This is a genomic window from Nostoc sphaeroides (assembly GCF_003443655.1).
In the GTDB taxonomy this organism is placed as follows: domain Bacteria; phylum Cyanobacteriota; class Cyanobacteriia; order Cyanobacteriales; family Nostocaceae; genus Nostoc; species Nostoc sphaeroides.
Genome location: NZ_CP031941.1, coordinates 5,478,328 through 5,504,966, shown reverse-complemented (window position 1 = coordinate 5,504,966; position 26,639 = coordinate 5,478,328). Strand labels below are relative to the sequence as shown.

The 26,639-nt window shown below is 41.5% G+C and carries 29 protein-coding genes and 1 pseudogene; 10 read left to right on the top strand and 20 right to left on the bottom strand.

Annotation, left to right across the window (positions count from 1 at the left end):
- Positions 1-77: 77 nt before the first annotated feature.
- The 4 genes from D1367_RS24570 to D1367_RS24550 form a co-directional block, all read right to left on the bottom strand.
- Positions 78-275, bottom strand: a complete 198-nt coding sequence (locus D1367_RS24570) for a hypothetical protein (protein ID WP_118168960.1) — start codon at positions 273-275, stop codon at positions 78-80.
- 181 nt (positions 276-456) lie between these two features.
- Entirely contained in the window at positions 457-1,095 is a 639-nt protein-coding gene (locus tag D1367_RS24560) for a pentapeptide repeat-containing protein (RefSeq protein WP_118168958.1), read from the bottom strand.
- Positions 1,092-2,477: a DICT sensory domain-containing protein gene (locus D1367_RS24555; protein ID WP_118168956.1), complete on the bottom strand. Its 1,386-nt coding sequence runs from the start codon at positions 2,475-2,477 to the stop codon at positions 1,092-1,094. The genes D1367_RS24560 and D1367_RS24555 overlap by 4 nt, the downstream gene beginning before the upstream one ends.
- Positions 2,478-2,699: 222 nt before the next feature.
- Entirely contained in the window at positions 2,700-4,292 is a 1,593-nt protein-coding gene (locus tag D1367_RS24550) for a photosystem II high light acclimation radical SAM protein (RefSeq protein ID WP_118168954.1), read from the bottom strand.
- A 573-nt stretch (positions 4,293-4,865) separates the two neighbouring features.
- Between D1367_RS24550 and D1367_RS24545 the strand changes: the two genes are divergently transcribed.
- The 4 genes from D1367_RS24545 to D1367_RS24530 all read left to right on the top strand — a co-directional run bounded on the left by D1367_RS24545 (position 4,866) and on the right by D1367_RS24530 (position 7,508).
- Complete coding sequence (locus D1367_RS24545) at positions 4,866-5,246, top strand: DUF1830 domain-containing protein (RefSeq protein ID WP_118168952.1); 381 nt, start codon at positions 4,866-4,868, stop codon at positions 5,244-5,246.
- 168 nt (positions 5,247-5,414) lie between these two features.
- The gene (locus D1367_RS24540) at positions 5,415-5,876 is read left to right on the top strand and encodes a DUF4079 domain-containing protein (protein ID WP_118168950.1); all 462 of its coding nucleotides are present in this window, start codon (positions 5,415-5,417) and stop codon (positions 5,874-5,876) included.
- Positions 5,877-6,099: 223 nt separating this feature from the next.
- On the top strand, positions 6,100-6,666 hold the full coding sequence (locus D1367_RS24535) for a hypothetical protein (protein ID WP_118168948.1): 567 nt from the start codon (positions 6,100-6,102) through the stop codon (positions 6,664-6,666).
- 68 nt (positions 6,667-6,734) lie between these two features.
- The gene (locus tag D1367_RS24530; protein WP_118171642.1) at positions 6,735-7,508 is read left to right on the top strand and encodes an ABC transporter ATP-binding protein; all 774 of its coding nucleotides are present in this window, start codon (positions 6,735-6,737) and stop codon (positions 7,506-7,508) included.
- 154 nt (positions 7,509-7,662) lie between these two features.
- Here D1367_RS24530 and D1367_RS24525 read toward each other — a convergent pair whose 3' ends face one another.
- Positions 7,663-8,430 (bottom strand): response regulator transcription factor, encoded by a 768-nt coding sequence (locus D1367_RS24525; RefSeq protein WP_118168946.1) that lies wholly within the window; start codon positions 8,428-8,430, stop codon positions 7,663-7,665.
- A 589-nt stretch (positions 8,431-9,019) separates the two neighbouring features.
- Between D1367_RS24525 and D1367_RS24520 the strand changes: the two genes are divergently transcribed.
- Complete coding sequence (locus D1367_RS24520) at positions 9,020-9,268, top strand: DUF6761 family protein (protein ID WP_118168945.1); 249 nt, start codon at positions 9,020-9,022, stop codon at positions 9,266-9,268.
- Between the two features lie 501 nt (positions 9,269-9,769).
- Here the strand turns inward: D1367_RS24520 and grxD are convergent.
- From grxD to D1367_RS24505, 3 genes are all read right to left on the bottom strand, one after another.
- Positions 9,770-10,093, bottom strand: a complete 324-nt coding sequence (grxD, locus tag D1367_RS24515) for a Grx4 family monothiol glutaredoxin (RefSeq protein WP_118168943.1) — start codon at positions 10,091-10,093, stop codon at positions 9,770-9,772.
- An 89-nt stretch (positions 10,094-10,182) separates the two neighbouring features.
- Positions 10,183-10,440 (bottom strand): BolA family protein, encoded by a 258-nt coding sequence (locus D1367_RS24510; RefSeq protein ID WP_100899811.1) that lies wholly within the window; start codon positions 10,438-10,440, stop codon positions 10,183-10,185.
- A gap of 211 nt (positions 10,441-10,651) precedes the next feature.
- The gene (locus D1367_RS24505) at positions 10,652-11,254 is read right to left on the bottom strand and encodes a hypothetical protein (RefSeq protein WP_118168941.1); all 603 of its coding nucleotides are present in this window, start codon (positions 11,252-11,254) and stop codon (positions 10,652-10,654) included.
- A gap of 413 nt (positions 11,255-11,667) precedes the next feature.
- Here D1367_RS24505 and D1367_RS24500 point away from each other — a divergent pair, with 413 nt between their 5' ends.
- Positions 11,668-12,390, top strand: a complete 723-nt coding sequence (locus tag D1367_RS24500; RefSeq protein ID WP_118168938.1) for a tail fiber domain-containing protein — start codon at positions 11,668-11,670, stop codon at positions 12,388-12,390.
- 32 nt (positions 12,391-12,422) lie between these two features.
- Here the strand turns inward: D1367_RS24500 and D1367_RS24495 are convergent, their stop codons facing one another.
- The 4 genes from D1367_RS24495 to D1367_RS24480 all read right to left on the bottom strand — a co-directional run bounded on the left by D1367_RS24495 (position 12,423) and on the right by D1367_RS24480 (position 15,399).
- Positions 12,423-13,181 (bottom strand): lysophospholipid acyltransferase family protein, encoded by a 759-nt coding sequence (locus D1367_RS24495; protein WP_181984950.1) that lies wholly within the window; start codon positions 13,179-13,181, stop codon positions 12,423-12,425.
- Positions 13,182-13,294: 113 nt separating this feature from the next.
- Positions 13,295-13,780: a tRNA adenosine(34) deaminase TadA gene (gene tadA, locus D1367_RS24490; protein ID WP_118168934.1), complete on the bottom strand. Its 486-nt coding sequence runs from the start codon at positions 13,778-13,780 to the stop codon at positions 13,295-13,297.
- Between the two features lie 675 nt (positions 13,781-14,455).
- Positions 14,456-14,770 (bottom strand): glutaredoxin 3, encoded by a 315-nt coding sequence (gene grxC / locus D1367_RS24485; RefSeq protein WP_099102680.1) that lies wholly within the window; start codon positions 14,768-14,770, stop codon positions 14,456-14,458.
- 56 nt (positions 14,771-14,826) lie between these two features.
- Positions 14,827-15,399: a DUF981 family protein gene (locus tag D1367_RS24480; RefSeq protein ID WP_118168932.1), complete on the bottom strand. Its 573-nt coding sequence runs from the start codon at positions 15,397-15,399 to the stop codon at positions 14,827-14,829.
- A gap of 412 nt (positions 15,400-15,811) precedes the next feature.
- On the opposite strand from D1367_RS24480, the gene D1367_RS31260 reads away from it, so the two are divergent.
- Entirely contained in the window at positions 15,812-16,108 is a 297-nt protein-coding gene (locus D1367_RS31260) for a hypothetical protein (protein ID WP_181984949.1), read from the top strand.
- Positions 16,109-16,323: 215 nt separating this feature from the next.
- On the opposite strand, the gene D1367_RS24465 is transcribed toward D1367_RS31260, so the two are convergent.
- Positions 16,324-16,575, bottom strand: coding sequence for a DUF981 family protein (locus tag D1367_RS24465; RefSeq protein ID WP_118168929.1), 252 nt, complete (start codon positions 16,573-16,575; stop codon positions 16,324-16,326).
- Positions 16,576-17,041: 466 nt separating this feature from the next.
- On the opposite strand from D1367_RS24465, the gene glpX reads away from it, so the two are divergent.
- Positions 17,042-18,079 (top strand): class II fructose-bisphosphatase, encoded by a 1,038-nt coding sequence (gene glpX / locus D1367_RS24460; RefSeq protein ID WP_118168927.1) that lies wholly within the window; start codon positions 17,042-17,044, stop codon positions 18,077-18,079.
- 408 nt (positions 18,080-18,487) lie between these two features.
- On the top strand, positions 18,488-19,774 hold the full coding sequence (locus D1367_RS24455; RefSeq protein WP_118168925.1) for a glutamyl-tRNA reductase: 1,287 nt from the start codon (positions 18,488-18,490) through the stop codon (positions 19,772-19,774).
- 466 nt (positions 19,775-20,240) lie between these two features.
- Here D1367_RS24455 and D1367_RS24450 read toward each other — a convergent pair whose 3' ends face one another.
- Complete coding sequence (locus D1367_RS24450) at positions 20,241-20,954, bottom strand: Uma2 family endonuclease (RefSeq protein ID WP_118168923.1); 714 nt, start codon at positions 20,952-20,954, stop codon at positions 20,241-20,243.
- Positions 20,955-21,109: 155 nt separating this feature from the next.
- Between D1367_RS24450 and D1367_RS24445 the strand changes: the two genes are divergently transcribed.
- Positions 21,110-21,700, top strand: a complete 591-nt coding sequence (locus D1367_RS24445; RefSeq protein ID WP_118168921.1) for a Uma2 family endonuclease — start codon at positions 21,110-21,112, stop codon at positions 21,698-21,700.
- A gap of 36 nt (positions 21,701-21,736) precedes the next feature.
- Here D1367_RS24445 and D1367_RS24440 read toward each other — a convergent pair whose 3' ends face one another.
- The 6 genes and pseudogenes from D1367_RS24440 to D1367_RS24415 all read right to left on the bottom strand — a co-directional run bounded on the left by D1367_RS24440 (position 21,737) and on the right by D1367_RS24415 (position 26,637).
- On the bottom strand, positions 21,737-23,722 hold the full coding sequence (locus D1367_RS24440) for a sensor histidine kinase (protein WP_118168919.1): 1,986 nt from the start codon (positions 23,720-23,722) through the stop codon (positions 21,737-21,739).
- 358 nt (positions 23,723-24,080) lie between these two features.
- Positions 24,081-24,950, bottom strand: a complete 870-nt coding sequence (locus tag D1367_RS24435; protein WP_118168917.1) for a substrate-binding domain-containing protein — start codon at positions 24,948-24,950, stop codon at positions 24,081-24,083.
- 472 nt (positions 24,951-25,422) lie between these two features.
- Positions 25,423-25,998: a Uma2 family endonuclease gene (locus D1367_RS24430; RefSeq protein ID WP_118168915.1), complete on the bottom strand. Its 576-nt coding sequence runs from the start codon at positions 25,996-25,998 to the stop codon at positions 25,423-25,425.
- A 53-nt stretch (positions 25,999-26,051) separates the two neighbouring features.
- Positions 26,052-26,190 (bottom strand): annotated as a pseudogene (locus D1367_RS24425) (ABC transporter ATP-binding protein C-terminal domain-containing protein); the annotation flags it as partial.
- Complete coding sequence (locus tag D1367_RS24420) at positions 26,186-26,410, bottom strand: type II toxin-antitoxin system HicB family antitoxin (protein ID WP_118168913.1); 225 nt, start codon at positions 26,408-26,410, stop codon at positions 26,186-26,188. The gene D1367_RS24420 and the pseudogene D1367_RS24425, both read right to left, overlap by 5 nt.
- Entirely contained in the window at positions 26,407-26,637 is a 231-nt protein-coding gene (locus tag D1367_RS24415; RefSeq protein ID WP_118168911.1) for a type II toxin-antitoxin system HicA family toxin, read from the bottom strand. Before D1367_RS24415 ends, D1367_RS24420 begins: the two co-directional genes overlap by 4 nt.
- Positions 26,638-26,639: the final 2 nt, after the last annotated feature.

Below are 26,639 nucleotides of genomic sequence, written 5' to 3'. Positions count from 1 at the left end.
ATACTGCAAAACGGTGAAGTAGTGAACTTCGGATGGGAATAAAAACGATCGCCATAATTCACCTTGCGCGATCGCACCTACGCCACATTTTTGACTGAGATAATTCCTTCACCACACCACTGGATCAGTAGCCATCTGTCAGAATCTTTATCTAGTACTGGCTTGAGACGGAAATTAAAAACCTCTTGCCATACCTCTACACCATACTGGGATACAAAATCTGCCTCCAGTTCTTTGAACTGTTCCCATTGCCGATTTGCGATCGCAGTCAACATAGGAATGTTTGTTCTGCCATTGCCTAATGACTTTGATGAGCCGCTTCAAGATATGAAAGAATATATGGAATGAATAGATTACTATTGGATACTCATGCTTTTATCTGGTTTGTCTCGAAAGCACATTGTCAATACATTATTCATCGTAATTTGTATAAATTAACTGTTCATGAACCCCTATTCAAAACCCAGCCTCCACAACTGTACCCACCAAACACGCTTTATTCAAATTAACGCCGCTTAAATTTGCACCTTCTAACTCTGCACAGAGTAAATTCGCTCCCGTCAAATTCGCCCCTGCCAAATTCGCCCCCCGCAAGTCGGCTTCTTCGAGGTTTGCTTCACTCAATAAAGCCCCCTGCAAATCGGCGCGACTCAAATCTGCACCTTTGAGATTTGCCCCAGTTAGGTTTGCACCGCGCAAGTCAGCACCGCGCAAATCAACGCCTTGTAAGTTGACATTCATCAAATTGGCACCACTCAAGAAAGCACCCACCAATGACACATCACTCAGTCTTGCTCCCATCAAGTTAGCGCCACGCAAATTGCTACCCCGCAAGTCAGCGCCTGTTAAATCTGCTTGCATCAGGTTTGCTCCCATCAAGTTCGCCCGCAAGTCAGTTTCTTGGAGATTGGCTCCCATCAAATTTGCCCCCTCCAAATGTCCACCTTCGAGCTTAGAACCAGCAAAATTAGTGCCGACAAGGGTAGCGCCAGCAAGATTAATCCGGCTTAAATCCAGTCGAGAGAGTTCCTCGTCTTCTAAATTTGCCCCTGGAAGTTGTTTGAGTTTTCCTAATTTAATGGCTTCAATATTCATGTAAAGTAACTACCAATCTCCTCACTGATCTTGCTGTGGCTATCCCATTGGGAATCAAGTATCCAGATGCCGGCGCTGAATTTGGGTGTCATCAAGGGTAAGTCAAGTCCCTGTTGTAAACCCATTACTAATAAAGCTAGGGTATCTACAAGTTTAGGGTCAAAGCGGATAGATTCTTGCTGTTTGCACTCATCTAAAGCTTGAGTAAATATCTGTTCTCGGCTTTGATTTGACGATTTTCGCTGATTGATTCGCCACTGAAAGTCTGCCAATAATGCCAAAATTCTCGACTCTAAGGGAATTTGATCTCCAGCTAAACCCGCTGGTTCGCCTGCACCGTTCCAATATTCAGTTTGGTGAGTAATAATTTGGGCAACTGCTCGTAGTCGTGGCATGGTTCGCAATACTTGCGCCCCTGGTATTAAAGGACAACTGGGGGCCTCTTCTTGGTAACGTGTGGGTATACCAGAAGTGAGGACACTTTCTGCATTTTGTAACGGATCTATGCGATGCAATAAAGCCGCTAGCCGCAATCTTTTAATCTGCCATGCGGGAAGATCCAAAAGCTGTCCGATCGCTTCAGCAAGAACTACCACTTCCGCAGCTGCCATTGGATTGTTGACATCTGCCATATCCATCAGTTGCGCCATTCGCAAAAAGGCTTGGATTTCGTTAGAAACCAAGTTGCGATCTAGGGTTTGTTTCTGAAGCGCTGTCGGGATGGATAAATTATCTTGCCCAGTCTGGAGATAATCTACTACACGGGAGACAACTGCACCTAAATTTTGGGATCTGTCCATTGACGGTACAATTTGTTCTTTATCGGCTGTGAGTTTTTGTGCCAGTTCTGGGTTGTATTTTCTGATGTGAGCGATCGCTATTTCTGCTGTATCTTGCACTAACTCTGGCTCAAATGTCCACAAGCCATAGAATTTGCGCTCTAAGTCTGATGTCGGTACTCCAGTGCTGCCATAATCAGCCTCTGATAATTCTTGACAAATTACCATCGCTGTGTATTTAGGCGATAAAATAATTAAATGCCACTCCTGAGCTACTGGATCAACTGAATCTAATGCCACTAAGTCTACATTGGGTAAAAGGCTTGTGGGATGTTCAGCAAAGCCAGATTCAGCAGCAGCCATAATCACAATTTCGGAGCTGCGCTGGGCGATATCTGCATATCGTTCAGCTTCTTCTAGATACCATTTACCCTGTTGGAAGGCTGAGATTACTAAGGGTGTACCGTCGTCGGTTAAGATATGGTCTTCAAGAGCATGACACAGGGCAACTAAGGTATTTTTGTAGTAAACACCGAATCGAATTGGCCTGGTGGTGTGGCGATGGGCTGTTTCTAGCTTTTGTAGAATTGAACCTTCTAACATGGGTTTGGGATTTTATGAAAACGAACCACAGAGGCGCAGAGGGCGCAGAGGAGGAGAGGGGGAGAAATTCAGAATTTGTGTTTTTTAGGGGAACTCCAAAAAATAAATTATTCCACATTCAAGTCGTTGACTGTTGACTGTTGACTGTTGACTGAAAACTCGTGAACCGTCAACGGTCAACAGTGAACAATAGCAATGGAATATTTTTTTACTTGGAAGTCACTAGGATACATTTGCTAACTGTTTTTCTTTCGTCTCTATTGGTGCTGTCAGTGCTGCTTCTAAGTCGGCACAACCCAGCTTTTCTTCTAAAATTTTCATGACTTCGCGTCCGAAATCATTGGGGTTTTGTTGCCAAGCTTGCAAGCAGACTTCGCCGAAGAATGAACCAAGGGGTTCGGGATTCCAAAGGAGTTTTTTGGCTGTCCACGGCATCAAGCTCATTGGATCATACCCTGGTTTGAGGATACCTTCTTTAAAAGCATATTCTTCTAAATGGGTATGGGGTTGTAGTCCAATAAAGAAGATGGCAGGTTCGACTTTATCAGCACCAAAAATCCGTTCTAGTTCTCGGTGGTAGGCGATGGTTTGGCGGATAGTTTCGGGACGTTCGTCAATGACGTTAAAGGAGTAGTTGACGGAAACTAAGTCGTTGAAACCAGCTGCTTTCAAATCGCGGCAGTTTTGCAAGACGGTTCGCAGGTTGTACCCCATCCGCATTTTCCGCACGAGTTCTTGAGAACCACTGGTAATACCAATTTCAAAATAGTTCATCCCAGTCTTCGCCATCAAGTCGCACAACTCTGGTGTCAAATTGTCGGCTCTGATATATGCTGCCCAGTGGATGTCTGTCATACCAGAATCGACGATTTTTTGCAATAGTTCTATGGCATCGTCGATAAATTTTCTGGCTGGGATGAATTGGGCATCGGTAAACCAGAAGTTGCGAATGCCGCGATCGTATAATTGGCGCATCTCAGCAACTACTTCATCTGCTGGGTTGATGCGTACTTGTTTCCCTTCGACAACAGTGTAAACACAATAACAGCAGTTATGAGGACAACCACGCTTAGTTTGTACGCCTATATAAAAGTCTTCTTCTTGCAGGTAAAAGTTAAATTCCGGCCAGATGCTTTCGATATAGTCGTAGTTACAAGCTGTTTTTTCTAGTGGAGTGGGTTGTTCGTGAATTAGCCTTTCCCGTGGTTGAGTTTCTCCCGCAACGTAACAGCGTTCATCTCGAAAATCTCTACCACCTAAAAGTTTTTCCAGCAGGGTTTCCCCTTCACCCACAGAAATAATTGTCCCTTGGGGTAAGCTTTTACCCAACTGTTCGTAAAATACACTAACTGCACCACCACCGACAACTACACGGGCATTAGAATTATATTTTTGGGCACGCTTTAAACCGCGTTTGATTAAGCCCTGATTCCGCCATAATTCTACATAGTAAGCGATGAAGATTCGCAAACCGCCCAATCCTCCGCGTAGTTTCAATAGAGGATTCTTCGCGTAGTAAAATTCAAAGGCGTTTTGTAGTGGGTTTCCACCGCGTCCACCAACTGGGGCATAAATTTGAATATCCCGCCAAGAGAATACTAGCAGTGTCGGTTTAAATTCATCGATACAGCGATCCAGAGCAGAACTGTAATCTAAAGGTGGCACTGTTCCCAAATCAAAGATACGCTGTTCAAGATCGGGAAACTGTTTGTGGACGTGATCGCTCAGGTAGACAACCCCAATGGGAAAGATAGGGTTACAAGGAAGGCGAACGTAAAGAATTCGATTTTCCATCATGGGTGTTTTGACTTCCATCTTGCCAATCTTTGGGGAAAGCGAGATAAATTCCAGTTTTAAAGGGTGTTTTTGTTTTGGCTGCTCTTAAATTTCTGACAATATTGCTTGACATTTGAGCAAATTATTGATAAGAGCAAAACTTTTGTTCACAGATGTAGGAATCAATAAAATTGCTTTCCATCGCAAACGCATGGCATCAAGAGAGGCTTTATGAAGACATTTTTCATATAGCTTTACGATAACATCGAGTTCATTGATTAAGCGATGATCCCAAGATTAAAAGCTTGGGATAGATGAAACACAAAAATACATTCTTGAACTAGGCTCAATCTCAGGGGATCTTCGCTATACCTACCTTAAAGAAGTTAAAGCTTTTTTGCCAGAGATTAAAAACTCAAAGATGTTGGTGTAGTGTAAAATTTCAGACAAAGCATAAATATTTACAAAATTTTGATAATCTGCTATATATCTTAAGGAAAAAATAATCTACAAATGTTCAGTTGGTAGTCGGAGCTACAGCAACTGGGGATCAGGCAATGTTACGCTTGGGTAGTGTAATGTAAAATTGTGGCGTAAAGCTCCTCAGCAGTTATGGCTCAAATATTAGATCCTCTACCACCTGAGCAATCGGGAAAAATTCTCTGCTGCTACATTAATGCCACGAGCAAAATACAGGTAGCTCGCATCTGCAATATTCCCAACTGGTATTTTGAAAGAGTTGTTTTCCCTGGACAACGTTTAGTGTTTGAAGCTCCGCGAAAAGGCCAAGTGGAGATTCATACAGGGATGATGGCAAGTGCAATTTTATCCGATAAGATTCCGTGCGATCGCCTAATGCTCGACGAACCCAGTGTTTTTGAGTTTGATACAGACTCATCAGATGAAAAAGACCTTATTAATACCAGGACTATCGTGCAGCAAATTAATACAAAAATCGGAGATACTACAAAACCCTTACAAATCGTTGGTTGACCATCAGTTGATTAAAAAAAAAATTTACTAAATTTAAGGGTTGCTAATTTAGCAATCCTTTTTGTTTATTATTTATTATTTATTATTTATTAGGAGTTAGGAGTTAAGAATTATCCCCTGATCTCCCTGATCTCCCTGATCTCCCCCATCTCATTTACAATCAATCTTATGAATCTGCCTTCATTTATTTGGTTGTGGAAAATAGCCGCCTGGTCAATGGGGTTATCCCTGCTGGCATATCTGATGTTAGCAATCACCGGCGTTTGGATGTTTCGGGCGAGAACTTCGGAGCAATTCCCTTTTATTACGCCATTTATGGGCGGAAATAAAGGGGTGCGATCGCTCCACTATACAATGGGCATCAGCATGGTAAGTTTAGTACTACTACTGCTAGTGATCGGCATTGTTGGAACTCTCGGTCACTTTGGCTCCTTGGGTCATTCATCACATTTAGTTGCTGGATTGATAGTAGTAGCATTAGTTTTACTATCTGCTTTCAGTGCGACGCAAATTAGTGCCGGACGACCTTGGGCTAGACCCTTACACGTCGGCGTAAATATTATTCTATTTATAGGATTTGCCTGGGTATCCCTTACTGGTTGGATTGTAGTGCAAAAATATTTACCCTAAAAAATTACGAACTTGTACTGAGCGTCTTGCCCGGAGCGACTTGTACTGAGTTTCGACTGCGCTCAACTAACTACCGCGTAGTCGAAGTAAGCCGTTGGCGCAGCCTCTCGTAGAGAAGGGAGCCGAAGTATTACGAATTATTTAAAGTGGCATAGCTTATATACGGCAGGCGAGGCAGGACATAGACCTACCGTACAATGAAGAAAAGCATTGTAATTGAGCCGTGACAGCAAACTCAGCCGATATTTCAGCTTCTATTTTTCGTCTGTCTCCTTTGATTCGGATGACGCTGCTGAGTCTATATATAGCACTCACAGTTCCATTACCCTTCTTATCGCAGGTAACAGCTGCACCAGTATCCCCAGGATTATTGTGGATAGGGATTAGCATCGGCTTCGTTGCCTTATATGCTGTATTGACTGAACGAGTAACGGTAGATGACCAGGGAATTCAGGTTACTTACCCCGCCTGGGTGCCTAGCTTTTTTCGTAAAGGCTGGTTTTTACCGTGGTCAGATGTGAAAGAATTAAAACCGCGCACCACTGGTCAAGGAGGAATAGTTTATTACTTTGTCAGCCAGGATGGGAAAGCTTATTTATTACCGATGCGTGTAGCTGGATTTGCCCGTTTCGTGCAAATTGTCCAAGCAAAGACGGGTATTGATACTACAGATGTTCGCCCTTTAGCGCAGCCGTGGATGTATTTGATTTTACTAGGATTCACACTGCTGTTACTATTGGTCGATGGCTGGGCGATCGCTACAGCTTTAACTACTAGACAATTAACTTAAAATTGGCATGGGATATTGGTTATTTCTTCCCCATCTCCCTACTCCCTATTCCCCACTCCCCACTCCCCTTGAACACAGCAAAAGCCACACTCAGGCTAGAGCAAATTAATCTGTTTACGAAGCTGAAAACCCAACTTCCAGGTAATCAGCAAGGATACCCTATATTGCAAGATATTTCCTTGGAAGTATTCCAGGGCGATCGCATTGCCATTGTAGGATCAGTAGGCGGTGGAAAAACTTCGTTATTACGCCTCCTCAACCGCCTCATTGAACCCACTAGTGGCAAAATCTATCTAGAAAACCAAGAATATCACCAAATTCCCGTCATCCAGCTACGCCAAATGCTTGTACTTGTATTGCAAGAATCAAAGCTGTTGGGGATGACAGTTGGGCAAGCCTTGGCTTATCCTTTAGTTTTGCGTGGTTTGTCCAAACAGACAATTGAGCAACGAGTCAGTCACTGGACAGAACAACTGCATATTCCCAGTGAATGGTTGGGGCGAACAGAGGTGCAACTTTCTGCCGGACAACGACAACTAGTAGCGATCGCTCGTGCCTTAGTGATCCAGCCTAAAATATTATTATTAGATGAGCCAACCTCTGCCCTTGATGCGGGTACTGCTTCTCATCTAATGCAAGTCTTAACCCAGTTGAGTCAAACTCATCAAACCACGATTTTGATGGTAAACCACCAGATGGAACTAGCCCAGATGTTTTGCACTCGGTTATTACATCTACAACAAGGTCATTTATTCGCAAATCAAAGAGTCTCTGAAATCAACTGGGTTGAATTACGAGAAAGCTTAATTCAAGCAGAAACTCAAGACGATTTTGGATTTTAAATTTTGGATTAGTCAATCGTCATTGGGCATTAAGAGTGCTGAGTGCTGAGTTAGGAGTTAAGAGTTAATAATTATCCCCTCATCTCCCGGTTGGTGAGCGAAGTCGAACCACATCCCCCACTCCCTACTCCCTATTCCCCACTCCCCACTCCCATCACACACTACTAAGTGTTGAACGTTGATTACTAAATCTTTCTCTAGCTAACTTTGTTGTTTGTGATTGTGAAATATTGGTATTCAAAATTTCCATGTTAAAACGGTATCCTACATTGCGGATAGTTTGAATCAAATTGGGTTGGCGAGGATCGAGTTCAACCTTTTTCCGCAGCGATAAAACGTGAGTATCAATGGTACGAGGGTTATCAATAGCGTCAGGCCAAGCACGGCGCAGCAATTCTGACCTACTCAGAGGCACTCCCCCAGCTTGTGCCAAAACGTACAGCAAACTGAATTCTTGGGGCGTTAAGTCGATGAACTCCCCTTGAAAGCGGACACGGCGCTGAACTAAATCGATTTGCAAAGTGCCATAATCCAAGTAAGCTGGTGCAGTAGGTGTGCGCTTCCGGCGAATTAGTGCCTCTACCCGTGCCAAAAACTCTTGCATCCCAAAAGGTTTGCTCAGATAATCATCTGCACCCGCCTTTAAGCCTGCGACAATATCACCTTCACCATTACGGGCAGATAGCATTAAGATTAGAGGCTGCTGCTGACGATGCAACCAACGACAAAACTCAATGCCATCACCATCAGGCAGGTCTGCATCCAAAACTACCAGTGTTGGTTGATGGCTTAAAAATACTTCCCTTGCTTGATAAATGCTGGCAGCTTGATGCACACGGTATTCCAGTTGTTGCAAGTGCCAACCCAACAACGACCTCAGATGGGGATTCCCCTCAATGATTTCTATACAAACCGAACCCACAGTGGCAAGACCCCTTAGCGTCGATGACTTTCAAAGTAACAAGCCCATCTATAAGGTTTTGTAGCCTTTGTTACTTCAATAGCTATTAACTTTACATTCCCTCATAAAAATAGTGGCAATATCTTTGAATTTATGCCTTGCCGAAGGCGATTAGAAATATTATTAAATTTTTATTAAATTTATCAAAAGTGTTGTTAGACTTATGAAAAGTTCGTTCTAGCTTAACATTCTGCTTTTAGATGGATATCATCTTGCCAAAAACTATAGCCTAAGCAGCTAGCTTTTACCACAACAATTTTGTAGCCTGATGATAAAAGTGGATTCGGATCTTGCATAAATTAGTTCCTACACCCACTAATATATCACCAATACAATTGGGCTGTTGAAGTATGAAAATCAAAAAAAAACTAATAGCAGATAACTAGAATCAATGTTTTCTGGAATAGGATTAGAGTAGCTTGTAGCTGCTAGGAGGGTACTGCCCAAAGTACATGTGTTGACTTTGAGTTAATGCCAAAGTGAAATTACAGTTCACTTTTGAGCGTAAATCATTTACAATTCTCATTCCAAAGAGTTTAATACAGCAGTTATGCTCCAAGACACACAAACCATCCGCTATTACCAAAGACTCACCGACGCCTTCGTCGAGTTATGGAATCGCGGTTATCGCACGGATGACATGCGGATGTATTTGGATGGATATCTAGCCGCACTAAGACATGGCAATATTCTTGAACCTATCCTGATTCATCGCTTAGAAGAGGAAGCCAGCCGCTACTTGTACGATGGATCAAATTTTGCAGTGCCACAACCACAGCCACAACACGATTACTACTAAGTACTATTTACTTAGTCGTTGAGTAGTAACCGTTAATTACCGCAGATAATCATAGCATATTATCTGTATTGGTCAACTGGTGCCGTGGTGTGAGATTTGGATATATCGCATTGTATTCGTAAAACGCATCCCCTCAGCCCTATATTGGTCTTGCCAATGCAACTGAGGGGATTGTTGACTAGCCTTGCAATCAATTCCAACACAGAGCAAGTATTTTTTTCATATTCATAAACCCATAAAAAAATCCTTGAAAGGGGAGATACTATTTCTCTGACCTTCCAAGGGCATTAAAACAAGTCGCAATTCGCAATTCGCAATTCGCAATTCGCAATTCGCAATTCGCAATTACGTTTTGTGACGGGGATTTAGACCCCGACACTTTCACGCGCTGCTTGATAGAAGCTCTTGACTTAAACCCCTACCACTTGTTAAAAATGGCAAATTGCCTTGATTGCGAAGCGCAAATCTAGCAACATACCTTCTGGTTTGCGTAAAGAAATATTACGAGGCTAAAGCTACCTCTACCTTTTGCTGCAATTCACCTTTTTGGTACAGTTCAATCAAAATGTCAGAACCGCCAACGAACTCACCATTGATATACACTTGGGGAATTGTCGGCCAGTTAGAGTATTCTTTAATTCCTTGACGGATTTCAGAATCTGATAGAACGTCAATTGTCTCGAAGGGAACTCCCAAGGTATTGAGAATCTGCACAACGTTGTTGGAGAAACCACATTGGGGCATTAACTTGTTTCCCTTCATGAAAACCATAATCTTGTTCTGTTGTAGCAAGTTATCAATTTTCTCTTTGAGTTCTGGCGTCATGGTATTTGTGTTTCCTATGTTACATTCAACGATGACGAGTGAGAAGTTAAAAATTCATAACTCCTAACTCCTAATTCCTAACTCTAGGTTTACGAAGCTGGTGTTGCTTGCCAAGATTCAGGAGTATATGTTTTTACTGCCAAGGCATGAATTGCTTCAGTTGACATAGCTTGCCCCAAAGCACCATAAACTAACTGGTGCTGTTGCACTAGTCCCTTACCTGCAAAGTGCGATGAAACTACTGTTACCTGATAGTGGTCACCGCCACCAGTCAAGTCTTGCACCTGAACCTGGGCGTCTGGCAGTTCCGCCTTGATCATTGCCTCAACCTGCTGCGGACTAATCATCGCTATTCCTGAAAAAACTTACTTTTCTATTATTAACAGATATGGAGCAATGGCTGTGCCAAGTTCAGGTTTTGGCAATGCTAGAGATAAACGCACCTCTGAGGTGGATTTTTGAGGACGATCGCTCAAAGCTACGGTAGATAATCCTATCCTAGCACTGGGATGTTCTCAAGCTGCTGCTCAGGGAGATGGGGGAGATGAGGGGAAAAACTTATTTTGGGGATGAGGAAGATGAAGCACCACCTTCTCTAGGATAGGGAGAATCAACAAAACCCAATTCAAATAACTGTTTATAGGCTTTCTTACCTAAATCTCGCGTCGGGTTTTGACTCTTAATTATTTGAATTAACAACGGTACAGCTAATTCTGGCTGATTTTGGGCGCGATGTACCAATGCTAGCTGAAAGGTGGCTTCATCTCGCTTTTGCGCTGTTACTAAAGCTTTTTGACGCTGAGAATCAGAAACTCTATTGTCAATTCCCGAAAAGCTAGAATTTAACTCTTGATAAAAATTAGATAGCTGATTATAAACCTGACGCGCTTCTTGGAGTTTTTTGGCAGCTAAGGGGTAGTTTTGAGCAGAAACGGCTTGCTCTGCATCTTTGACGAGGCGATCGCCACCTTCAATGCTCAAAAGGCTGTTACTTTGGGTTATGGGGCGCAGGTTATTGGGATCGTTGGGGTCAATGGGTTGTGGGCTAGTAGTACCTGGTAACTGTGATACCTGAGCATTCACAGGTGATAGCAGGCTGAGGACTGCTATGACTGATAAAAGAGTACGGCGCATCAAGGTAACAGCGACAGCAGTGTTCATGGGGTCAAGTAGTGCAACGACTATACAGAAAATTTATGGAAACTTCGGGTATCTTAACTCTGTTTTGGTCTTGGACAAAGCAAAGCTGCATCCTAAGTTTCTTTGATTTAGACTGAAAATCGGTTTAATAGAGTTCCCAACTGTCCGTCCTTACGGCTACCGACTTTCTTTTCTAATAATTATCTCAGGTTAGGAAGAGTTTTTAACCTACGGAGGTGGGTTTCTCGACTTTTATTTTTGAAAGCGGAGTATACCGCAGTTATTTTTTTAGTTTTTAGAGTTTAAAATAGCTTGATTTTTTTTGAAAAATCTGGATATATCTCAATAAATATTCTGATTAAGCCAGTATAGATTGATGTTAAATTACTGATGCTTGCAAAAGTTTAACTAGTGCAGGAGCTTAGAAGTAAAAAATGTCTAATAATCTTTCTCGTCGTCAAATTGCCGGACTCACTGGCGGTTTCGTTTTCGCAAATATAATTACTAGCTTAATTGCAAATGGTCGGGCACAAGCACAGCCATCTGGGACTTTTTTCAATAATCTTTTTGTGTCGGGAAGTGTTGGTATTGGAACAACAAGTCCGGGAACTCCTTCCTGGCCTTTGGCGATTCGAGGAAGAGGTGTCGGGGAAGAATTGATCAGTTTCGAGTCCCCAAACGGAACAACAAAGTGGCACATCAATCAAAACCTGGGTGGAAATAATCCCGGATTAAATTTTGTTGAGACAGGTGTAGCTGATGGGAGGTTGTTTATCCGACCTGGTGGCAACATTGGCATCGGGACAGTAAAGCCATCGGAGAAGTTGGAGGTTGTCGGTAACGTTAAGGCTTATTATTTTATAACGGCTTCATCGAGAGAATTAAAAGAGAATGTTGCCGAGCTTTCCAGTTCAGAAGCTTTTGAGACATTAGAAAACCTCAACCCCCTTAAGTTCAATTACAAAGCAGATAGCGACAAAAATCTGCATCTGGGATTTATCGCGGAAGATGTGCCTTCTTTAGTGGCAACGTCTGGCAGAAAAGGAGTGAGTTCAATGGATATTGTAACTCTACTAACTAAAGTAGTGAAAGAGCAGCAGACTACCATAGCAACATTAGTTGAGAAAGTAAAGATTTTAGAAGCTCGAAGCACTTAAAAGGGTAAAACTAGAGGGTACATTTAATGAGATCAAGAATTAGTAATTTCTGCAAATGCATGATTAGTAATTTTTGTTTCTTGATGGCTTAATTGTTGCAATGCCTTTGCTAAATCAGCTGTGATGCTTTTGGCATCTTGTTTTATACAGCCACTCATGTAATCCGCTACTTTGATTGGGGAGCCAATGTCAATACTCACATCTGTACCCCAATTTGGATAAGGTTGGCTGTAATTAATACCTATGGGTATAATTTTCACCCCCAGCCCCGAATGACTAGATTCAGCGCTCAAAGCAAGACGAGCAATTCCCGGCTTCAACTGGTGAACTTGGCCATCACGAAAAATGTTACCTTCTGGAAAGATAACCAGGGTTTTTTGCTGCTGAAGTAGCTCTACTCCATGTCGCAGTGTGCGGATTGACGGATGCTTAGAATTTACAGCAAACCCCCCCAAACGTCGGACAAACCAGCCTTGCAAACCTTGGCATTCATCAATAGTCACCATAAACCGCAGGTCTTGTTCTCTCCGACAATCAGAGGTAGCGTAGGGTACGACCAATGCATCCCAACGCGCCCGATGAGTAGGCGCGAAGATCACAGGCCCAGTTGTCGGGATATTTTTTTGTCCGGTTATGCTAATTTGCCCAAAGAATAATGGTAATAGGCAGTGACGACCTAATAAATATGCCAGAGGACTTAACCAAGGAGAAACCCTTGAGGTAGTACCAGCCACCTGATGATTTGCTGGTGTCTGCTGGCAGGTATCGGATGAAGAGTAAAATTCCATCATGACGGATGCAGCTGATTGACGGGTAAAAATTTAACGAAAAGTCTGATTAGTTACACCGTAAGTTCTCTTGCCTGACTTGTCTGGTACTAGATGGACAGTTTTACCTCTGTCCGTTAGTTTACTCTATGCCGCCTAGTAGCAAACCAAGCCTGTAATTGTTCACGACAAGCTGACTCTAGAACGCCTCCAATTACCTGTAAGCGGTGATTAGAAGCAGCACTATCGGGTATGTTAATAACTGTACGAATTGCGCCAGTTTTGGTATCGTCTACTCCATATACGAGTAGTCCTAGACGCGCTTGCACAATCGCACCTGCACACATTGGACAAGGTTCAAGAGTTACATAGAGGGTGCATTCATTAAGATGCCAATTTTGTAAAGTTGTTGCAGCTGTTTTGAGAGCGAGAATTTCCGCATGAGCGGTAGGGTCTTTGTCGCGCTCTTTTCTGTTTTCTCCTTGTGCTAGCAATTTGCCTGTTGAATCAATGATAACAGCACCTACAGGGACTTCACCTGCATCACCTGCTGCTTTTGCTAATTTTAGGGCAGAACTCATCCATTGTTGATGTATAAGATATTCTGTGTACTTAGTTAGCATATACTTATCAATATAAAAATTTTAAAATTCTGCTCGCCTTTGGACGGGCGAGACACCGATTCTACGAGGAAGAAAAAGTATATAGCCCGCAGATTATAGCGCTTCTGGGTTGAGTTCAATACAGACCTAACAAGAACAGCCCCTTCTCTTGTAGCGTTGGGGAGTAATACCAATTCAATTAATGATTGCAACACATCCTTGGGTAAAGACGCGATTCATCGCGTCTCTACAGATGGTCTATTTGTCGCATTCTTTTTTCAAATTTGTATAAGATTGTAAAGCTTTTTTCCTAAAAGAAAAGAGGTCAGGGTGTATTGCATACAAACGAGAAATGCTATAGAAGTCTTGTCATTACTTACATTTGACAATATCCGCTTCGTTGTTATCCCGCCTTGGAATAGAATTCCAAGGCTAATAGCTAAAGTCCTCTTAAGAGGACTAAACAAGAATTTCAGTCCACTTAAGTGGAATGCAAGCTATTAGCCTAGAACTTAAGTTCTAGGGGGGATGTGCGTCACTGCAATAAGCTGTTATGTATACAACTTGCACAATCAGGGCGGGCAAGATGCCCACCCCACAACCATGTTGAAAAAATATTAGTGCAAATTAAAGGCGCAACAGCTTACTTTAACTGTTACAAAAATGGGGGTAATGACAATGACTAAAAATCTCAGGCTAAATAGCGGCTTGGGCTAAAAGAGGATCGAGTTGACTTTGTGTATCTAGTTGATAAAGATCATCGCAGCCGCCAATGTGCTGGTTATTGATAAAAATTTGCGGTACAGTACGGCGACCGTTAGCACGTTCTGCCATTTTCGCTCTGGCTGCTTCGTCGCCGTCGATTTTATATTCGGTAAAATTTACACCTTTCCACCACAGCAGTATTTTGGCACGAATGCAGTAAGGGCAAGTTTGCCATGTGTAAAGTTCGACGTTGGCTTTGACTCGCTCTGGATGGCGATTTAAAAGGGGATTAAGAAAGTCCAGCATATTTTCTTAAGCAAGGTTTTAACTATTTCTCTAGCCTAGATCATTGCTGGCATTGATTACCGCATTGGAGCTGGAACCCATTTTTGAAAACCCTCTAAATGATTCCAGTAAGACAAATATCCAGTTAATGCCCAAATTAGAGCGGCTACTATCAGCACTGCTACGCCAATTCGTCGCCAGGTTCGATTGGTTTTCCAATAGAGGGTTGGCGCTGCAAAAATACCTCCTAAGCCGGTTAAAATAAAGCCGATTCCTGACAAAAGTGGTTGTTTTGTCATATTCAAGTTGATGATGCGGATACCTACTACGATCGCAACTGCACCAGCAAAGAAAGCGTAAACTGCTATTGTGAATAAATCCCAACCTTGAGCTAGTGCGATCGCAGCAGCCACAAACAAGATACCAAATAAGACACTTGTCTCACCGAAGGCAATGTTGAAGCTACCGATAACTGGCCAGGTGAAGCTCATGTGTAAACCAGTTGTTAAGGCGATCGCACCTGTAATTCCAAAACCGGGAATCCACGGTCTTTGATTAGAACTATCTATACCACGATACACATAGTCAGCCAGTAGAAATAAACCAGCTACCATATTGATCAACATGAGTGTGATGTAGTCGATAAACACGATTCACCTCAGTTAAGATTGACAAAGATTGTAGCTCACAAACATTGTGTATTTATCCCGTTCCCATGAGAGTAACGCATGAAGTAGGTGGGAAAAGTGTATTAAGTAGGATGTTTTATATGAACCCTTGATTATCGTGTCTCCAGCTTGATATATTTTGTATAAAAGCAAAAAGCAGTGAACAAAGCTCATGGTACTACGTCAATACTTCTCAAGGAAAATCAAAGTAACAAACCTGCAAGCTCCTCTATTCGAGGAACTATCAGACTCCGAAACCAGCAACGTAGTCGGGGGCTTCGCGGTAACTACGAAAATAACTATCCCAGACACTCAGATCAATCCTGTAATCGTTGCAATGCCGTAAATCCCATCGTTTGTCTTAATGACTAATTTTTTGATTACATTCCGTTAGGTGGTGGATCGGGAGGGACTTTATTATCTCACATCCCCACATCAAACCTACAACCTCGATTTGCTTGGACGAATTTCTGTACCACTTCTGCTAGTTCGGGGCGTTCCGATATCTGGCACTGCCCAATCGGCAATGCTAGTTGACCTGGTGAACATTTGCGCTTGCCCTTATGAACCTTATGACCAGCCAGCAGTTTACTACCCCAGTAGGCCTTGCTGGCTGTTTTTAATTTTGGTTTATACCTTAGTTAAAATAAAGCCGATTCCCGATAAAAGCGGTTGCTTGGTCAAATTCTAGTAAGGAATGCGAATAACTACTATAGCAATCCTTTTTGAGTTGTGAAAATCGAGAGGCTCAGATCCCCGACTTCTCAAAGAAGTCGGGGATCTTGTTGTTCACGAATGATTTAGGACTGCTATTTTGATCGCAACTACACCAGCAAAGAAGCCGTAAACTGCTATTGTCGATAAATCCCAACCTTGAGCAAGTGCGATGTCTACGACGGGCTACGCCTACGCAGCCGCCACAAACAAGATACCAAATAAGACACTTGTCTCACCGAAGGCAATATTGAAGCTGCCGATAACTGGCCAGGTGAAGGTCATGTGTAAACCAGTTGTTAAGGCGATCGCACCTGTAATTCCAAAACCGGGAATCCACGGTCTTTGATTAGAACTATCTATACCACGATACACATAGTCAGCCAGTAGAAATAAACCAGCTACCATATTGATCAACATTAGTGTGATGTAGTCGATAAACACGATTAACCTCTTAATGTCATTCTGGCTTGCTCTTCAGTTTTGAGGGAACTCACCAGCTTTTTTTCTTTATTATTTTATACCTAAAGATAGATATTGAAGGAAACCAATGTTCTAGATATACACTGGTACTCATTTGTGCCAGTTCAAAACTTAAGGGACTTCCAAGTAAAAAAATATTCCATTGCTATTGTTCACTGTTGACCGTTGACGGTTCACGAGTTTTCAGTCAACAGTCAACAGTCAACAGTCAACAGTCAACGACTTTAATGTGGAATAGTTTATTTTTTGGAGTTCCCTAATATTGGAATAGTTATGATCAAAAAACAATGTCACAAATGGCACTTTTTTTAACCAGTTAGCAGTAAAACTTAACTTTCTTCCAGGTGTATCCGCCCTTTGGTAGACTTAAAGACTGAAATAGCCAGATAAAGCGGCAGAAATTCAAGCAGTTGAGAGGGCAGACTCTGTGGAAAATACACTTGGGTTAGAGATTATTGAAGTAGTAGAGCAAGCCGCGATCGCTTCCTCGAAATGGATGGGGAAAGGCGAAAAAGACATTGCTGACCAAGTAGCAGTGGAAGCTATGCGGGAGCGGATGAATAAAATCTATATGCGGGGTCGCATTGTGATTGGGGAAGGCGAACGCGACAACGCACCTATGTTATACATCGGGGAAGAAGTTGGTATCTGTACCCAACCAAATGCCGAAGCTCTCTGTAACCCTGATGAACTAGTTGAAATTGATATCGCCGTTGACCCCTGTGAAGGTACGAACTTGGTAGCTTATGGACAACCTGGTTCGATGGCTGTGTTGGCAATTTCTGAAAAGGGTGGATTATTTGCTGCTCCTGACTTTTACATGAAGAAGTTAGCAGCACCTCCGGCGGCTAAGGGTAAGGTAGACATCAACAAGTCAGCAACCGAAAACCTGAAGATTCTCGCTGAGTGTTTAGACCGATCTATTGAAGAACTTGTAATTATAGTCATGAAGCGCGAACGCCACAACGATTTAATTAAAGAAATCCGTGAGGCTGGAGCGAGAGTCTCCCTAATTTCAGATGGTGATGTGGGTGCAGCTATTAGCTGCGGTTTTGCTGGAACTAATATCCACGCGCTGATGGGTATCGGTGCTGCTCCTGAAGGTGTAATATCGGCAGCTGCAATGCGTGCTTTAGGTGGACACTTCCAAGGTCAACTGATTTACGATCCAGCAGTAGTCAAAACAGGTCTGATTGGAGAAAGCAGAGAAGCCAACATCGATCGCTTAAAGTCTATGAATATCAATGACCCCGATAAGGTCTATGATGCTCATGAACTGGCATCTGGTCAAACTGTTCTGTTCGCTGCTTGCGGTATTACCGGTGGCAATCTCATGGAAGGTGTACGTTTCTTCCACGGCGGAGCCAGAACTCAAAGCTTGGTAATTTCTAACCAGTCGAAAACTGCTCGATTTGTTGATACAATTCACATGTTTGGTGAACCCAAGACTCTCCAACTGAACTAAATTTTAGGGAATGGGGAATGGTAAAAGTAGGGGCGAAGCATAAGGAAATAAATCTTTCTATAAAATGGGAAATAATCACCAAAATGCTTCAATCTTACAGTAGTTAGTAGCAGGGCTATTTCATTCTCATCTAGTCCGCCTCAGAATGAATTCTGAGTCTAATAGCTAAAGTCGTCTAAAGACGACTAAGACTCATGTTATAGTCCGTTTTAACGGACTTTAGCTAAAAGCCAAAGAACTTCAGTTCTGGGTGGTTTGTGTCTAGAACGAAATAGCCCTGAGTTAGTAGTGAGTAGTTAGTGATTGTTGGCTGGGGATAACTACCAACCAATAAACAAAAATTCCCCATTCCCTATTCTCACTCAATGCCCTATTATCAACTACCAACTAGTAACTACGATTTAGCAAATGAATATAGCAGTGGTGGGGTTAAGTCATAAAACAGCCCCTGTAGAAGTCCGGGAAAAACTGAGCATTCCAGAACCACAAATTGAAAGTGCGATCGCTCAACTGGCCAGCTATCCCCATATTGATGAAGTTGCAATTCTTAGCACTTGTAACCGCCTGGAAATTTACATTGTTACCAGTGAAGCAGACCAAGGTATCCGGGAAATAACCCAGTTTCTTGCGGAATACAGTAAATTACCCGTGCTTTCTCTGCGACAACATTTGTTTATGTTGCTCCATGATGATGCAGTGATGCACGTTATGCGGGTAGCAGGTGGTTTAGATAGTCTGGTACTCGGAGAAGGTCAAATTCTGGCTCAGGTGAAAACTACTCACAAACTGGGACAGCAATATAACGGTATAAAAACCATTTTAAATCGATTATTTAAACAAGCGCTGACTGCTGGTAAGCGGGTTCGGACTGAAACTAGTATTGGTACTGGTGCTGTCTCTATTAGTTCGGCAGCTGTAGAGTTAGCACAAATTAAAGTAGCAAATTTAGCAGCTTGCCGAGTGGTAATTTTGGGCGCTGGTAAAATGTCGCGGCTGCTGGTGCAACACCTAATTTCTAAAGGTGCTGTGCAAATTAGTATTGTAAATCGCTCACGCGATCGCGCCCAAGAATTAACAAAGCAGTTCCCTCAACAACCGATCAATATTCATCCTCTATCGGAAATGATGAGCGTAATTGCCGATAGCGATTTGGTGTTTACAAGTACTTCGGCAACAGAGCCAATCCTTGACCGTTCCAAATTGGAAATGGTTTTAGAAGTTCAGCGTTCTTTAATGTTATTTGATATTTCTGTGCCGCGTAATGTTCATGCGGATGTAAATGAATTGGAAAATGTGCAAGCGTTTAATGTGGATGATTTGAAGGCAGTAGTGGCGCAAAACTACGAAAGCCGTCGGAAGATTGCACAAGAAGCCGAAAGACTTTTAGAGGAAGAAGTAGAAGCCTTTGATATTTGGTGGCGCAGTCTGGAAACTGTGACTACTATTAGCTGTCTGCGAAATAAAGTTGAAACCATCCGCGAACAAGAGTTAGAAAAAGCTTTGTCGAGATTGGGTTCGGAATTTGCGGAAAAACATCAAGAAGTGATTGAAGCATTAACGCGGGGAATTGTCAATAAAATTTTACATGACCCGATGGTGCAATTGCGATCGCAGCAAGATGTGGAAGCTAGACGGCGCTGTATGCAAACTCTGCAAATGCTTTTCAACCTTGATGCAGAGGAACAATTTAGTTAAATTTAACAACAAAATCCCCGGCTTCTGTGAGAAGTCGGGGATCTGAATTTTTCGATTTTCACCGACAATCGGTGGGCGGAAGCCCCTGGCTTCAGACCTTGTAGTTACCCATATCTGACAATTTCCGCTTCGTTGCTATCCCGCCTCGGAATAGAATTCCAAGGCAATACTACTCGGTTAAGCATTTTGAACTCAGAATTTGGTTTGGGGAAAAGGTTACTGGGGTTGGGTTAAAGGTTTTTTCTTTCCCTTTTCCCCTTCCCCTTTTCCCCTTAACCGAGAAGTATTGAATTCCAAGGCTAATAGCTAAAGTCCTCTAAAGCGGACTGAGTAATTGATTTTAGTCCACTTGAGTGGACTTGGGCTATCAGCCTTGCACTTCAGTGCAGGGCGGAATGTGGGTAAGCACGACATTTGACTGTTACAAAAATGTGGGTAATGACAAGCCTTTAGGGCTGGAGTTCGCTTATAACAGCTGTTCTGGGTTAATTCCCCGTTCTTGTAGTAGTGTCAATAAATCTTGATATCGTTGGCGTTCTTCCTCTAGTTGTTGGAGAGCTATTTCTTTAGCTTGACGTTCTTGTTCAGCACGTTGACGTTCTTGTGTACGTACTTGGTCAAGCTCAACGGGTGTAAGAAACTTATATCCATCAAGGCGATATATTTCTAGGGTTTGGGGGGTGAGTTGAAAGCGGATTCCCAAACGGGGACTTATCCACCCATGAATCTGGTTAATTTCTTGTAACCAATCTTCTGAGCGCACAAACCCTGTTAGTTCATTTTGGTCTGGGTCGTAAATATAATATTCTTCAACTCCGTAGCGTTGATAAAATAGGAGTTTATGCGCCATTTCTTTAGTTGTATTACCAGGAGATAATATTTCAAATACCACCTGTGGCGGAATGTTTTCTTCTTCCCATTGCTTGTAAGAACCTCTATCTCCCTTGGGTCTACCAAACACTACCAAAGTATCAGGTGCTTGTTTGATGTTAGGGTTATCTGCAACTGGATACCAAAATAAATCTCCGGCGATGAATACATCTGATTGGGATGCAAATAAAATTTCTAAATTTTCTTTAATAGTTACTATCCAGCGAAATTGCTTGGTATTATCCGCCATTGGTTGTCCGTCGCTTTCGGGGTAGATGACCTCAGATGCGGTATTAGGAGTGATTACCATAATGCTATGCCTCCACTCTGGGATTTTCTCATAGTTTAGAACAGTTCACATAAAACTTGTAGCCGAGTAACTTTAGATAGCACTTTAAAATGGATAAATAAGATAATCAAAAATCTTAGCCGCACAATAACCGCACAATTATAGGTTGTATTTTTATGCAGTTAGAAACACAAAAACTCTATTACACACCTGAAGAGTATTTAGAAATTGAAGAAAAAGCAGAATATAAAAGCGAATACCGTGATGGAGAAATTGTACCGATGACGGGTGGCACTACAAATCATAATAAAATTTGTTTGAATTTAGCTGCATCCTTAAAAATTGCTTTAAGGCGTAAAAATTATGATGTTTATATTGGTGATGTACGTTTATGGATACCCCGTTATCGGCAGCATACATATCCTGATGTGATGGTGATTGAGGGACAACCTATTTATACAGAAACCAGCACAACAACGGTTATGAATCCGATGTTAATTGCTGAAGTTTTATCTAAATCGACTAAAAATTATGACCAAGGTGATAAGTTTCTTTATTATCGCTCTATTCCAGAATTCAAGGAATATATTTTAATTGACCAATATCAGTATCATGTGATGCAATATGTAAAAACTGCGGAAAATCAATGGTCATTTATTGAACTTGAACATGAATCTGCAATTTTATCACTGCAAACAGTTGATTTTAAAATTGAATTGCGCGACCTTTACGAGCAAGTCAATTTTATAGAAAATAACGAAGATTGAAAAAAGAAATTTTATAGAACTATTATGCAAAATCACCTATCGAATCGGGATTGTAATTACAAACTCTGCACCCTGTCCCGGTAATGAAATGCACTGTAACGAACCACCATGTTTTTCAGTAATGATTTGGTAGCTAATAGATAATCCCATACCAGTGCCTTTGCCAATAGGTTTAGTGGTGAAAAAGGGGTCAAAAAGACGTGACTGGATTGCTTCTGGAATCCCTGTACCATTATCAGCAATCTGAACAACGACATTTTCATTCACCTGGGCTGAAGAAATGCGAATTATCGGTTCTGGACAAAGCCCCTTTTGAAAAGCCTCTTCTAAAGCATCAATAGCATTTGCCAAGATGTTCATCAATACCTGATTTAATTGTCCTGCAAAACACTGAATTTTCGGGATGTCACTATACTCTTTAATCACTGTGATTGTAGGGCGAGTCTTTTCAGATTTGAGACGATGTTGTAAAATTAACAGAGTGCTGTCAATTCCTTCATGGATATCAGCCATTTTAAACTCGGCTTCATCCAAACGAGAGAAGATTCTTAAACTAAGGACAATTTCCCGAATCCGACTGGCTCCAATCTTCATGGAAGTCAACATTTTAGGCAAATCTTCTGTCAAATATTCAATATCAGCTTCTTCTTTAGCTTTTTGAATTTCTGTTTCTGGGTAGGGGTAATGTTTTTGATAAAGTTGAAGTAACCACAACAACTGTTTAGTATAATCATCAGTGTACTTAAGATTACCGTAAATAAAATTAACTGGATTGTTGATTTCATGAGCAATGCCAGCAACTAATTGCCCCAAAGAAGACATTTTTTCATTCTGGATTAATTGGGACTGAGTATGCCTGAGTTCTTGTAAAGTTTGCTTGAGAGTAATATTTTTTTGTCGTAGTGCTTGGGTTCGTTCTTCTATTTTTTCTTCTAATGTTTGGCTGTAAACCTCTAGCTTTTGATTTGTTTCATATTGTTCTACCAACAGTTGCTTTACCTGTTGAATTAACTGGTTAAAAGAAATGGCTAAGATTCCAACCTCGTCTTCAGTTGTTACGGGAGCTTGGAGATCAAAATTAGATTCTTGGATAACTCGTTGTGCTACCTGTGTGACAGCTTTTAAGGGACGAGTAATTGTTCGCGCAATTAAAAATCCAGTAACTGCTAAGATACTGCTTCCCAACAAAAACAAGAGTCCTAAATGCTCCCATAACTTATATTGAGCAACTTCTAACAACGATATGGAATACAACACTGTAGTTGTTAAAGACTGACTTGCTCCTGTCAATACAATGCTTTTGGCTAAATAACTTTTGTTATCAATAGTGATTCGTATAGCAGGCAAATTAGGAGGAGGAAATTGCCAAGTTCCACTTTTGGCTGCTAACAAAGTTGTCGCAATGACGCGATTTTGTCTCTGGATAATCAACTGTTTAGAGGAACCCGCAGCAATTTTTTGCAGTAGGATATCGTCTACTAAGTCACCAATGACGATTCCTCCCAAAAGTCCTGCTGATGATTTTATCCCATTTGTTACTACTTGTAGAACCTGTTGCTTACCTTCTACATCTACCAAGTCAACTAAATGCGCTCCTCTACTAGCAGTGCTGGTAATTACTTCGTCTAGAAAGTTGGCTTGACTTAACGAGTTGTTCCGTAAATCTATGAGGACATTTCCCTGAGTATCGACTACCTTAATCCAATCCAATTTTAAAATAGACTTAAGTGGTAGTAATATCTGCAAAAGCAATCCTTGATTACGCTGTTCAACAGCCTGATTGAGCATATCTCGATTAGCAATTAGCTCAATTTCAGTTTCTAGTGTTTGCTGTTTATACTGAAAATCCTGATAAACTCGTTCAGCAAAACTTTCAGTTTGTTGGCGAAAATTTTGATTCAAACTATCCGTAAACCAATTTCCTAGCACTACTAAACCCAGCATGAACACGCTAAGACAAACTGCAAGCAGCGGTAGAACAATTTTTTGGCTGAGTCTCAGCCCCCTGAAAAATCTCTGCATGGCACATTCAACAATAATTCGTAACGCTCTTTTATGACTCTGAGGAAAGAAAAAAATGTAGGTTGGGTTGAATATTCGTGTTACCCCAAGAAAACCAAGGATTTTTCGTGTTGGGTTTCGTCCCTCAACCCAACCTACCCGTAAATTTATCAAAGCCTAAAAAATCAAGGGTTATGATTTTTATTTAACGAGAGTAATAGAAGAGGGGTAATACTCGCTAAAGGCGAGAAGCAAGCTATGTAATTCGTAATTCGTAATTATGCTTTCTACGAGATGCTTTGCGTAGCTTGCTTACCCACAGAGGTACGCGGATTCGCTACTCCTGCGCTAACGTAATTCGTAATTACGAATTGTTAATTTAGTTGGCAGGAACAAAGCCATTATTTTTTAATAGTTTTTCACCTTCTAAGCTAAAGATAAAATCAATAAAACCCTGAGTAGATTCTGAAGGTGCTTTTTTCCAGAAAATACCTATGTGACGCACCATTGGGTATTGGCCACTCGTGAAGTTTTGCGCTTTGGGAACAACACCATTTATACTAAGATGATTGACAGGCAATTCATTGATAAGGGAAGAAGCCAAAGAAAAAGCGCCGATGGAATTAGGAGTATTTTGTAAGGTTTCCATTAATTCTCCCTCTTTATTCAAAATCACGGCTTTAGTTGTAGTCTTCTCTGCTCCCAAATAATATTTTCTCAATAATTTTTTCGCTGATTCATCTTCAGGTCTATCCAACAGTACAATGTTTGCATCGGCACCGCCTAATTCTCGCCAATTTTTGATGTCACCTTTGTAAATTGCTTTTAATTGCTTGGTTGAAAGGTTATTAACTCCTTTGACACTGTTGTGGGTGGCGACAAGTAACAAATCTTTTGCCAGTTCCCGATATTGAACTTCACCCTTATCATCTTCTGATTTGGGTTTGTGACTGCTACCGGCGATATCAATAATATCGTTTTTTAGGGCTGCGATCGCTCCTTCAGATTGGCTATTGGAGATAAACTCAATTTTGACAGTTTTATTTTGGGATTGATAAGCTTTTGCTAAAAGTTTTAAAACTGTTACAGTTGAACTGGAACTACCAATTTTGATAATCGTTTTGGCTTGAGAATCAGTTTGGCTAGTAACTTGATTGTCATTTGTTAGATCAGTCGATTTTACTGAGTTACAACTGCAAACCCCAAGAAGGACGATTCCGATAATTATTGAGTCAGCAAACTTTTTCATAAGTGAGTGTTGAAATATCAAAAATCCGATATCTGTTCTAAGCTTTCATAGCTTAATATTCCCAAATACTTATAAAATGTAACGGCAAACTTAAATTGCCGTGCCCCTACGGGTGTACCTCACGTAAACGAGAACCGCTATATTGTGTTCAATAATTAAAAAGGTCATCGCGTCTCAATAAGCTGTTGCGTATTTAATTTGTATATGCGATGCGCTCATGTTGCCCGCACTACAATAATTTTACGTTTTCGTGTTATACAATTTAGCTGCACATCAGCTTACTACGTAGGTTTTGCATAAAAAATAGAAATGTGTAGGTTGGGTTGAGGAACGAAACCCAAAATTTTCCTGGGTTTGTTGGGTAACGCATTGCCTCAACCCAACCTACGAATATTCAAAACCTACGCAGTATTGCATCCCGTCTTGGCGGTTCCAAGTGAGAATGCGGTTCAGTTGCTACCAAAGTCCTTCACTAAATTTGTGTTTCTTCCTCGGTAAAGATAGGAGGCCACAATTCAGTAACGGGCAATTCCCAACCGGGAAAAAGTTCTGGTATAGTTAAAATCTCGCCATTTTCTAAAACTGTAGGTTCGCCTGTAGAGCGATAAATTGTAACTGTCTCTTCATCAGGATCAATCAAAATACCGACGATCGCTCCTAATTCTATAAATTTCAGAATTTTAGCTGCTATAAGTTTTATTTTATCGTTCTGAGATTTAATTTCTACCACCAAGTCAGGGACAAGTTCTCCAAAGTAACGAGGACTTTGGAGAAGTCGGGAAGCACGAACAAAGGAAACATCGGGTGCTTTGAGGTTAGTATCTGGCATGATGAAACCGCCAGAGGAATCAAATACTCTTCCCCAGCGACGAGGATTTATCCAAGCAAAGAGAAAGGCGATGAGACGACTACTGATTTCGCTGGATACAATGTCTGACGGCCCCATTATTGAAATTTTCCCATTTTCGAGTTCCAGCTGGTAATCTAAACCTGCTTCAGTAAAAGCTGTTTGAACTTGCTCTAAATCTCTGACTGTCATCATTGACATAAAAAGCTCCCTATCCCTTTATGGGTAGAATATTCTAAATTCTGACTCCTGTTTTATTTGCCCAAATAAGCTTCTAAAACTTTGGGATTAGTTTGTAATTTCTGCTGGTGTACCGTCAGCCAAATTCTGTCCTTCAGCAAGTACCCAAACGCGATCGCACAAGGACATAATCACATCCATGTTGTGTTTAAGCCACTTTTAAAGACTTACCTAATGTTTGTGGTTCTGGTAAAGGCTGATCATCTTCTAAGTAAGATTCGATTAACATCTCTAAGACTTCCTGAGCATTTTTCAAAGCCTCCTCATAAGTGTCTCCATGAGTACAAGGCTGCATAATATCCGGGAAATCAGGTAATGAAACTACATAACATTCATCTTCATTTGACCATTGAATTAATATTGTATATTTCATGCTTCTGGTTCCTCCTTTTCCTCTGCTTCTATCTTATTTAATTCTTCTAGTGCTTCATTAACCTGCTTTTCTAAATATAGTTTAGCGTCACTACCATCTTTACCAGCAATGATAATAGCTTTAGATAATTTTGGATGTATCCATTTGCTATGACTTCCCTTTGCTGGTTTATAGGTAAACCCCGATCGCAGTAATAAACTTTTCAGTTCTTTAATTTTCTTGGGCATTT

Excerpts from the sequence above, each read along its gene's own strand:
- grxD (WP_118168943.1), bottom strand. The coding sequence starts at position 10,093 with ATGACGCCAGAACTCAAAGAGAAAATTGATAACTTGCTACAACAGAAC.
- D1367_RS24520 (WP_118168945.1), top strand. The coding sequence starts at position 9,020 with ATGCTCCAAGACACACAAACCATCCGCTATTACCAAAGACTCACCGAC.
- grxC (WP_099102680.1), bottom strand. The coding sequence starts at position 14,770 with ATGCTGGACTTTCTTAATCCCCTTTTAAATCGCCATCCAGAGCGAGTC.
- D1367_RS24510 (WP_100899811.1), bottom strand. The coding sequence starts at position 10,440 with ATGATTAGTCCGCAGCAGGTTGAGGCAATGATCAAGGCGGAACTGCCA.
- D1367_RS24545 (WP_118168952.1), top strand. The coding sequence starts at position 4,866 with ATGGCTCAAATATTAGATCCTCTACCACCTGAGCAATCGGGAAAAATT.
- tadA (WP_118168934.1), bottom strand. The coding sequence starts at position 13,780 with ATGCTAACTAAGTACACAGAATATCTTATACATCAACAATGGATGAGT.
- D1367_RS24550 (WP_118168954.1), bottom strand. The coding sequence starts at position 4,292 with ATGGAAGTCAAAACACCCATGATGGAAAATCGAATTCTTTACGTTCGC.
- D1367_RS24495 (WP_181984950.1), bottom strand. The coding sequence starts at position 13,181 with ATGATGGAATTTTACTCTTCATCCGATACCTGCCAGCAGACACCAGCA.
- D1367_RS24415 (WP_118168911.1), bottom strand. The coding sequence starts at position 26,637 with ATGCCCAAGAAAATTAAAGAACTGAAAAGTTTATTACTGCGATCGGGG.
- D1367_RS24500 (WP_118168938.1), top strand. The coding sequence starts at position 11,668 with ATGTCTAATAATCTTTCTCGTCGTCAAATTGCCGGACTCACTGGCGGT.
- D1367_RS24440 (WP_118168919.1), bottom strand. The coding sequence starts at position 23,722 with ATGCAGAGATTTTTCAGGGGGCTGAGACTCAGCCAAAAAATTGTTCTA.
- D1367_RS24455 (WP_118168925.1), top strand. The coding sequence starts at position 18,488 with ATGAATATAGCAGTGGTGGGGTTAAGTCATAAAACAGCCCCTGTAGAA.
- D1367_RS24540 (WP_118168950.1), top strand. The coding sequence starts at position 5,415 with ATGAATCTGCCTTCATTTATTTGGTTGTGGAAAATAGCCGCCTGGTCA.
- D1367_RS24570 (WP_118168960.1), bottom strand. The coding sequence starts at position 275 with ATGTTGACTGCGATCGCAAATCGGCAATGGGAACAGTTCAAAGAACTG.
- D1367_RS24555 (WP_118168956.1), bottom strand. The coding sequence starts at position 2,477 with ATGTTAGAAGGTTCAATTCTACAAAAGCTAGAAACAGCCCATCGCCAC.
- D1367_RS24420 (WP_118168913.1), bottom strand. The coding sequence starts at position 26,410 with ATGAAATATACAATATTAATTCAATGGTCAAATGAAGATGAATGTTAT.
- D1367_RS24435 (WP_118168917.1), bottom strand. The coding sequence starts at position 24,950 with ATGAAAAAGTTTGCTGACTCAATAATTATCGGAATCGTCCTTCTTGGG.
- D1367_RS24450 (WP_118168923.1), bottom strand. The coding sequence starts at position 20,954 with ATGGTAATCACTCCTAATACCGCATCTGAGGTCATCTACCCCGAAAGC.
- D1367_RS24445 (WP_118168921.1), top strand. The coding sequence starts at position 21,110 with ATGCAGTTAGAAACACAAAAACTCTATTACACACCTGAAGAGTATTTA.
- D1367_RS24560 (WP_118168958.1), bottom strand. The coding sequence starts at position 1,095 with ATGAATATTGAAGCCATTAAATTAGGAAAACTCAAACAACTTCCAGGG.
- D1367_RS24430 (WP_118168915.1), bottom strand. The coding sequence starts at position 25,998 with ATGTCAATGATGACAGTCAGAGATTTAGAGCAAGTTCAAACAGCTTTT.
- D1367_RS24505 (WP_118168941.1), bottom strand. The coding sequence starts at position 11,254 with ATGAACACTGCTGTCGCTGTTACCTTGATGCGCCGTACTCTTTTATCA.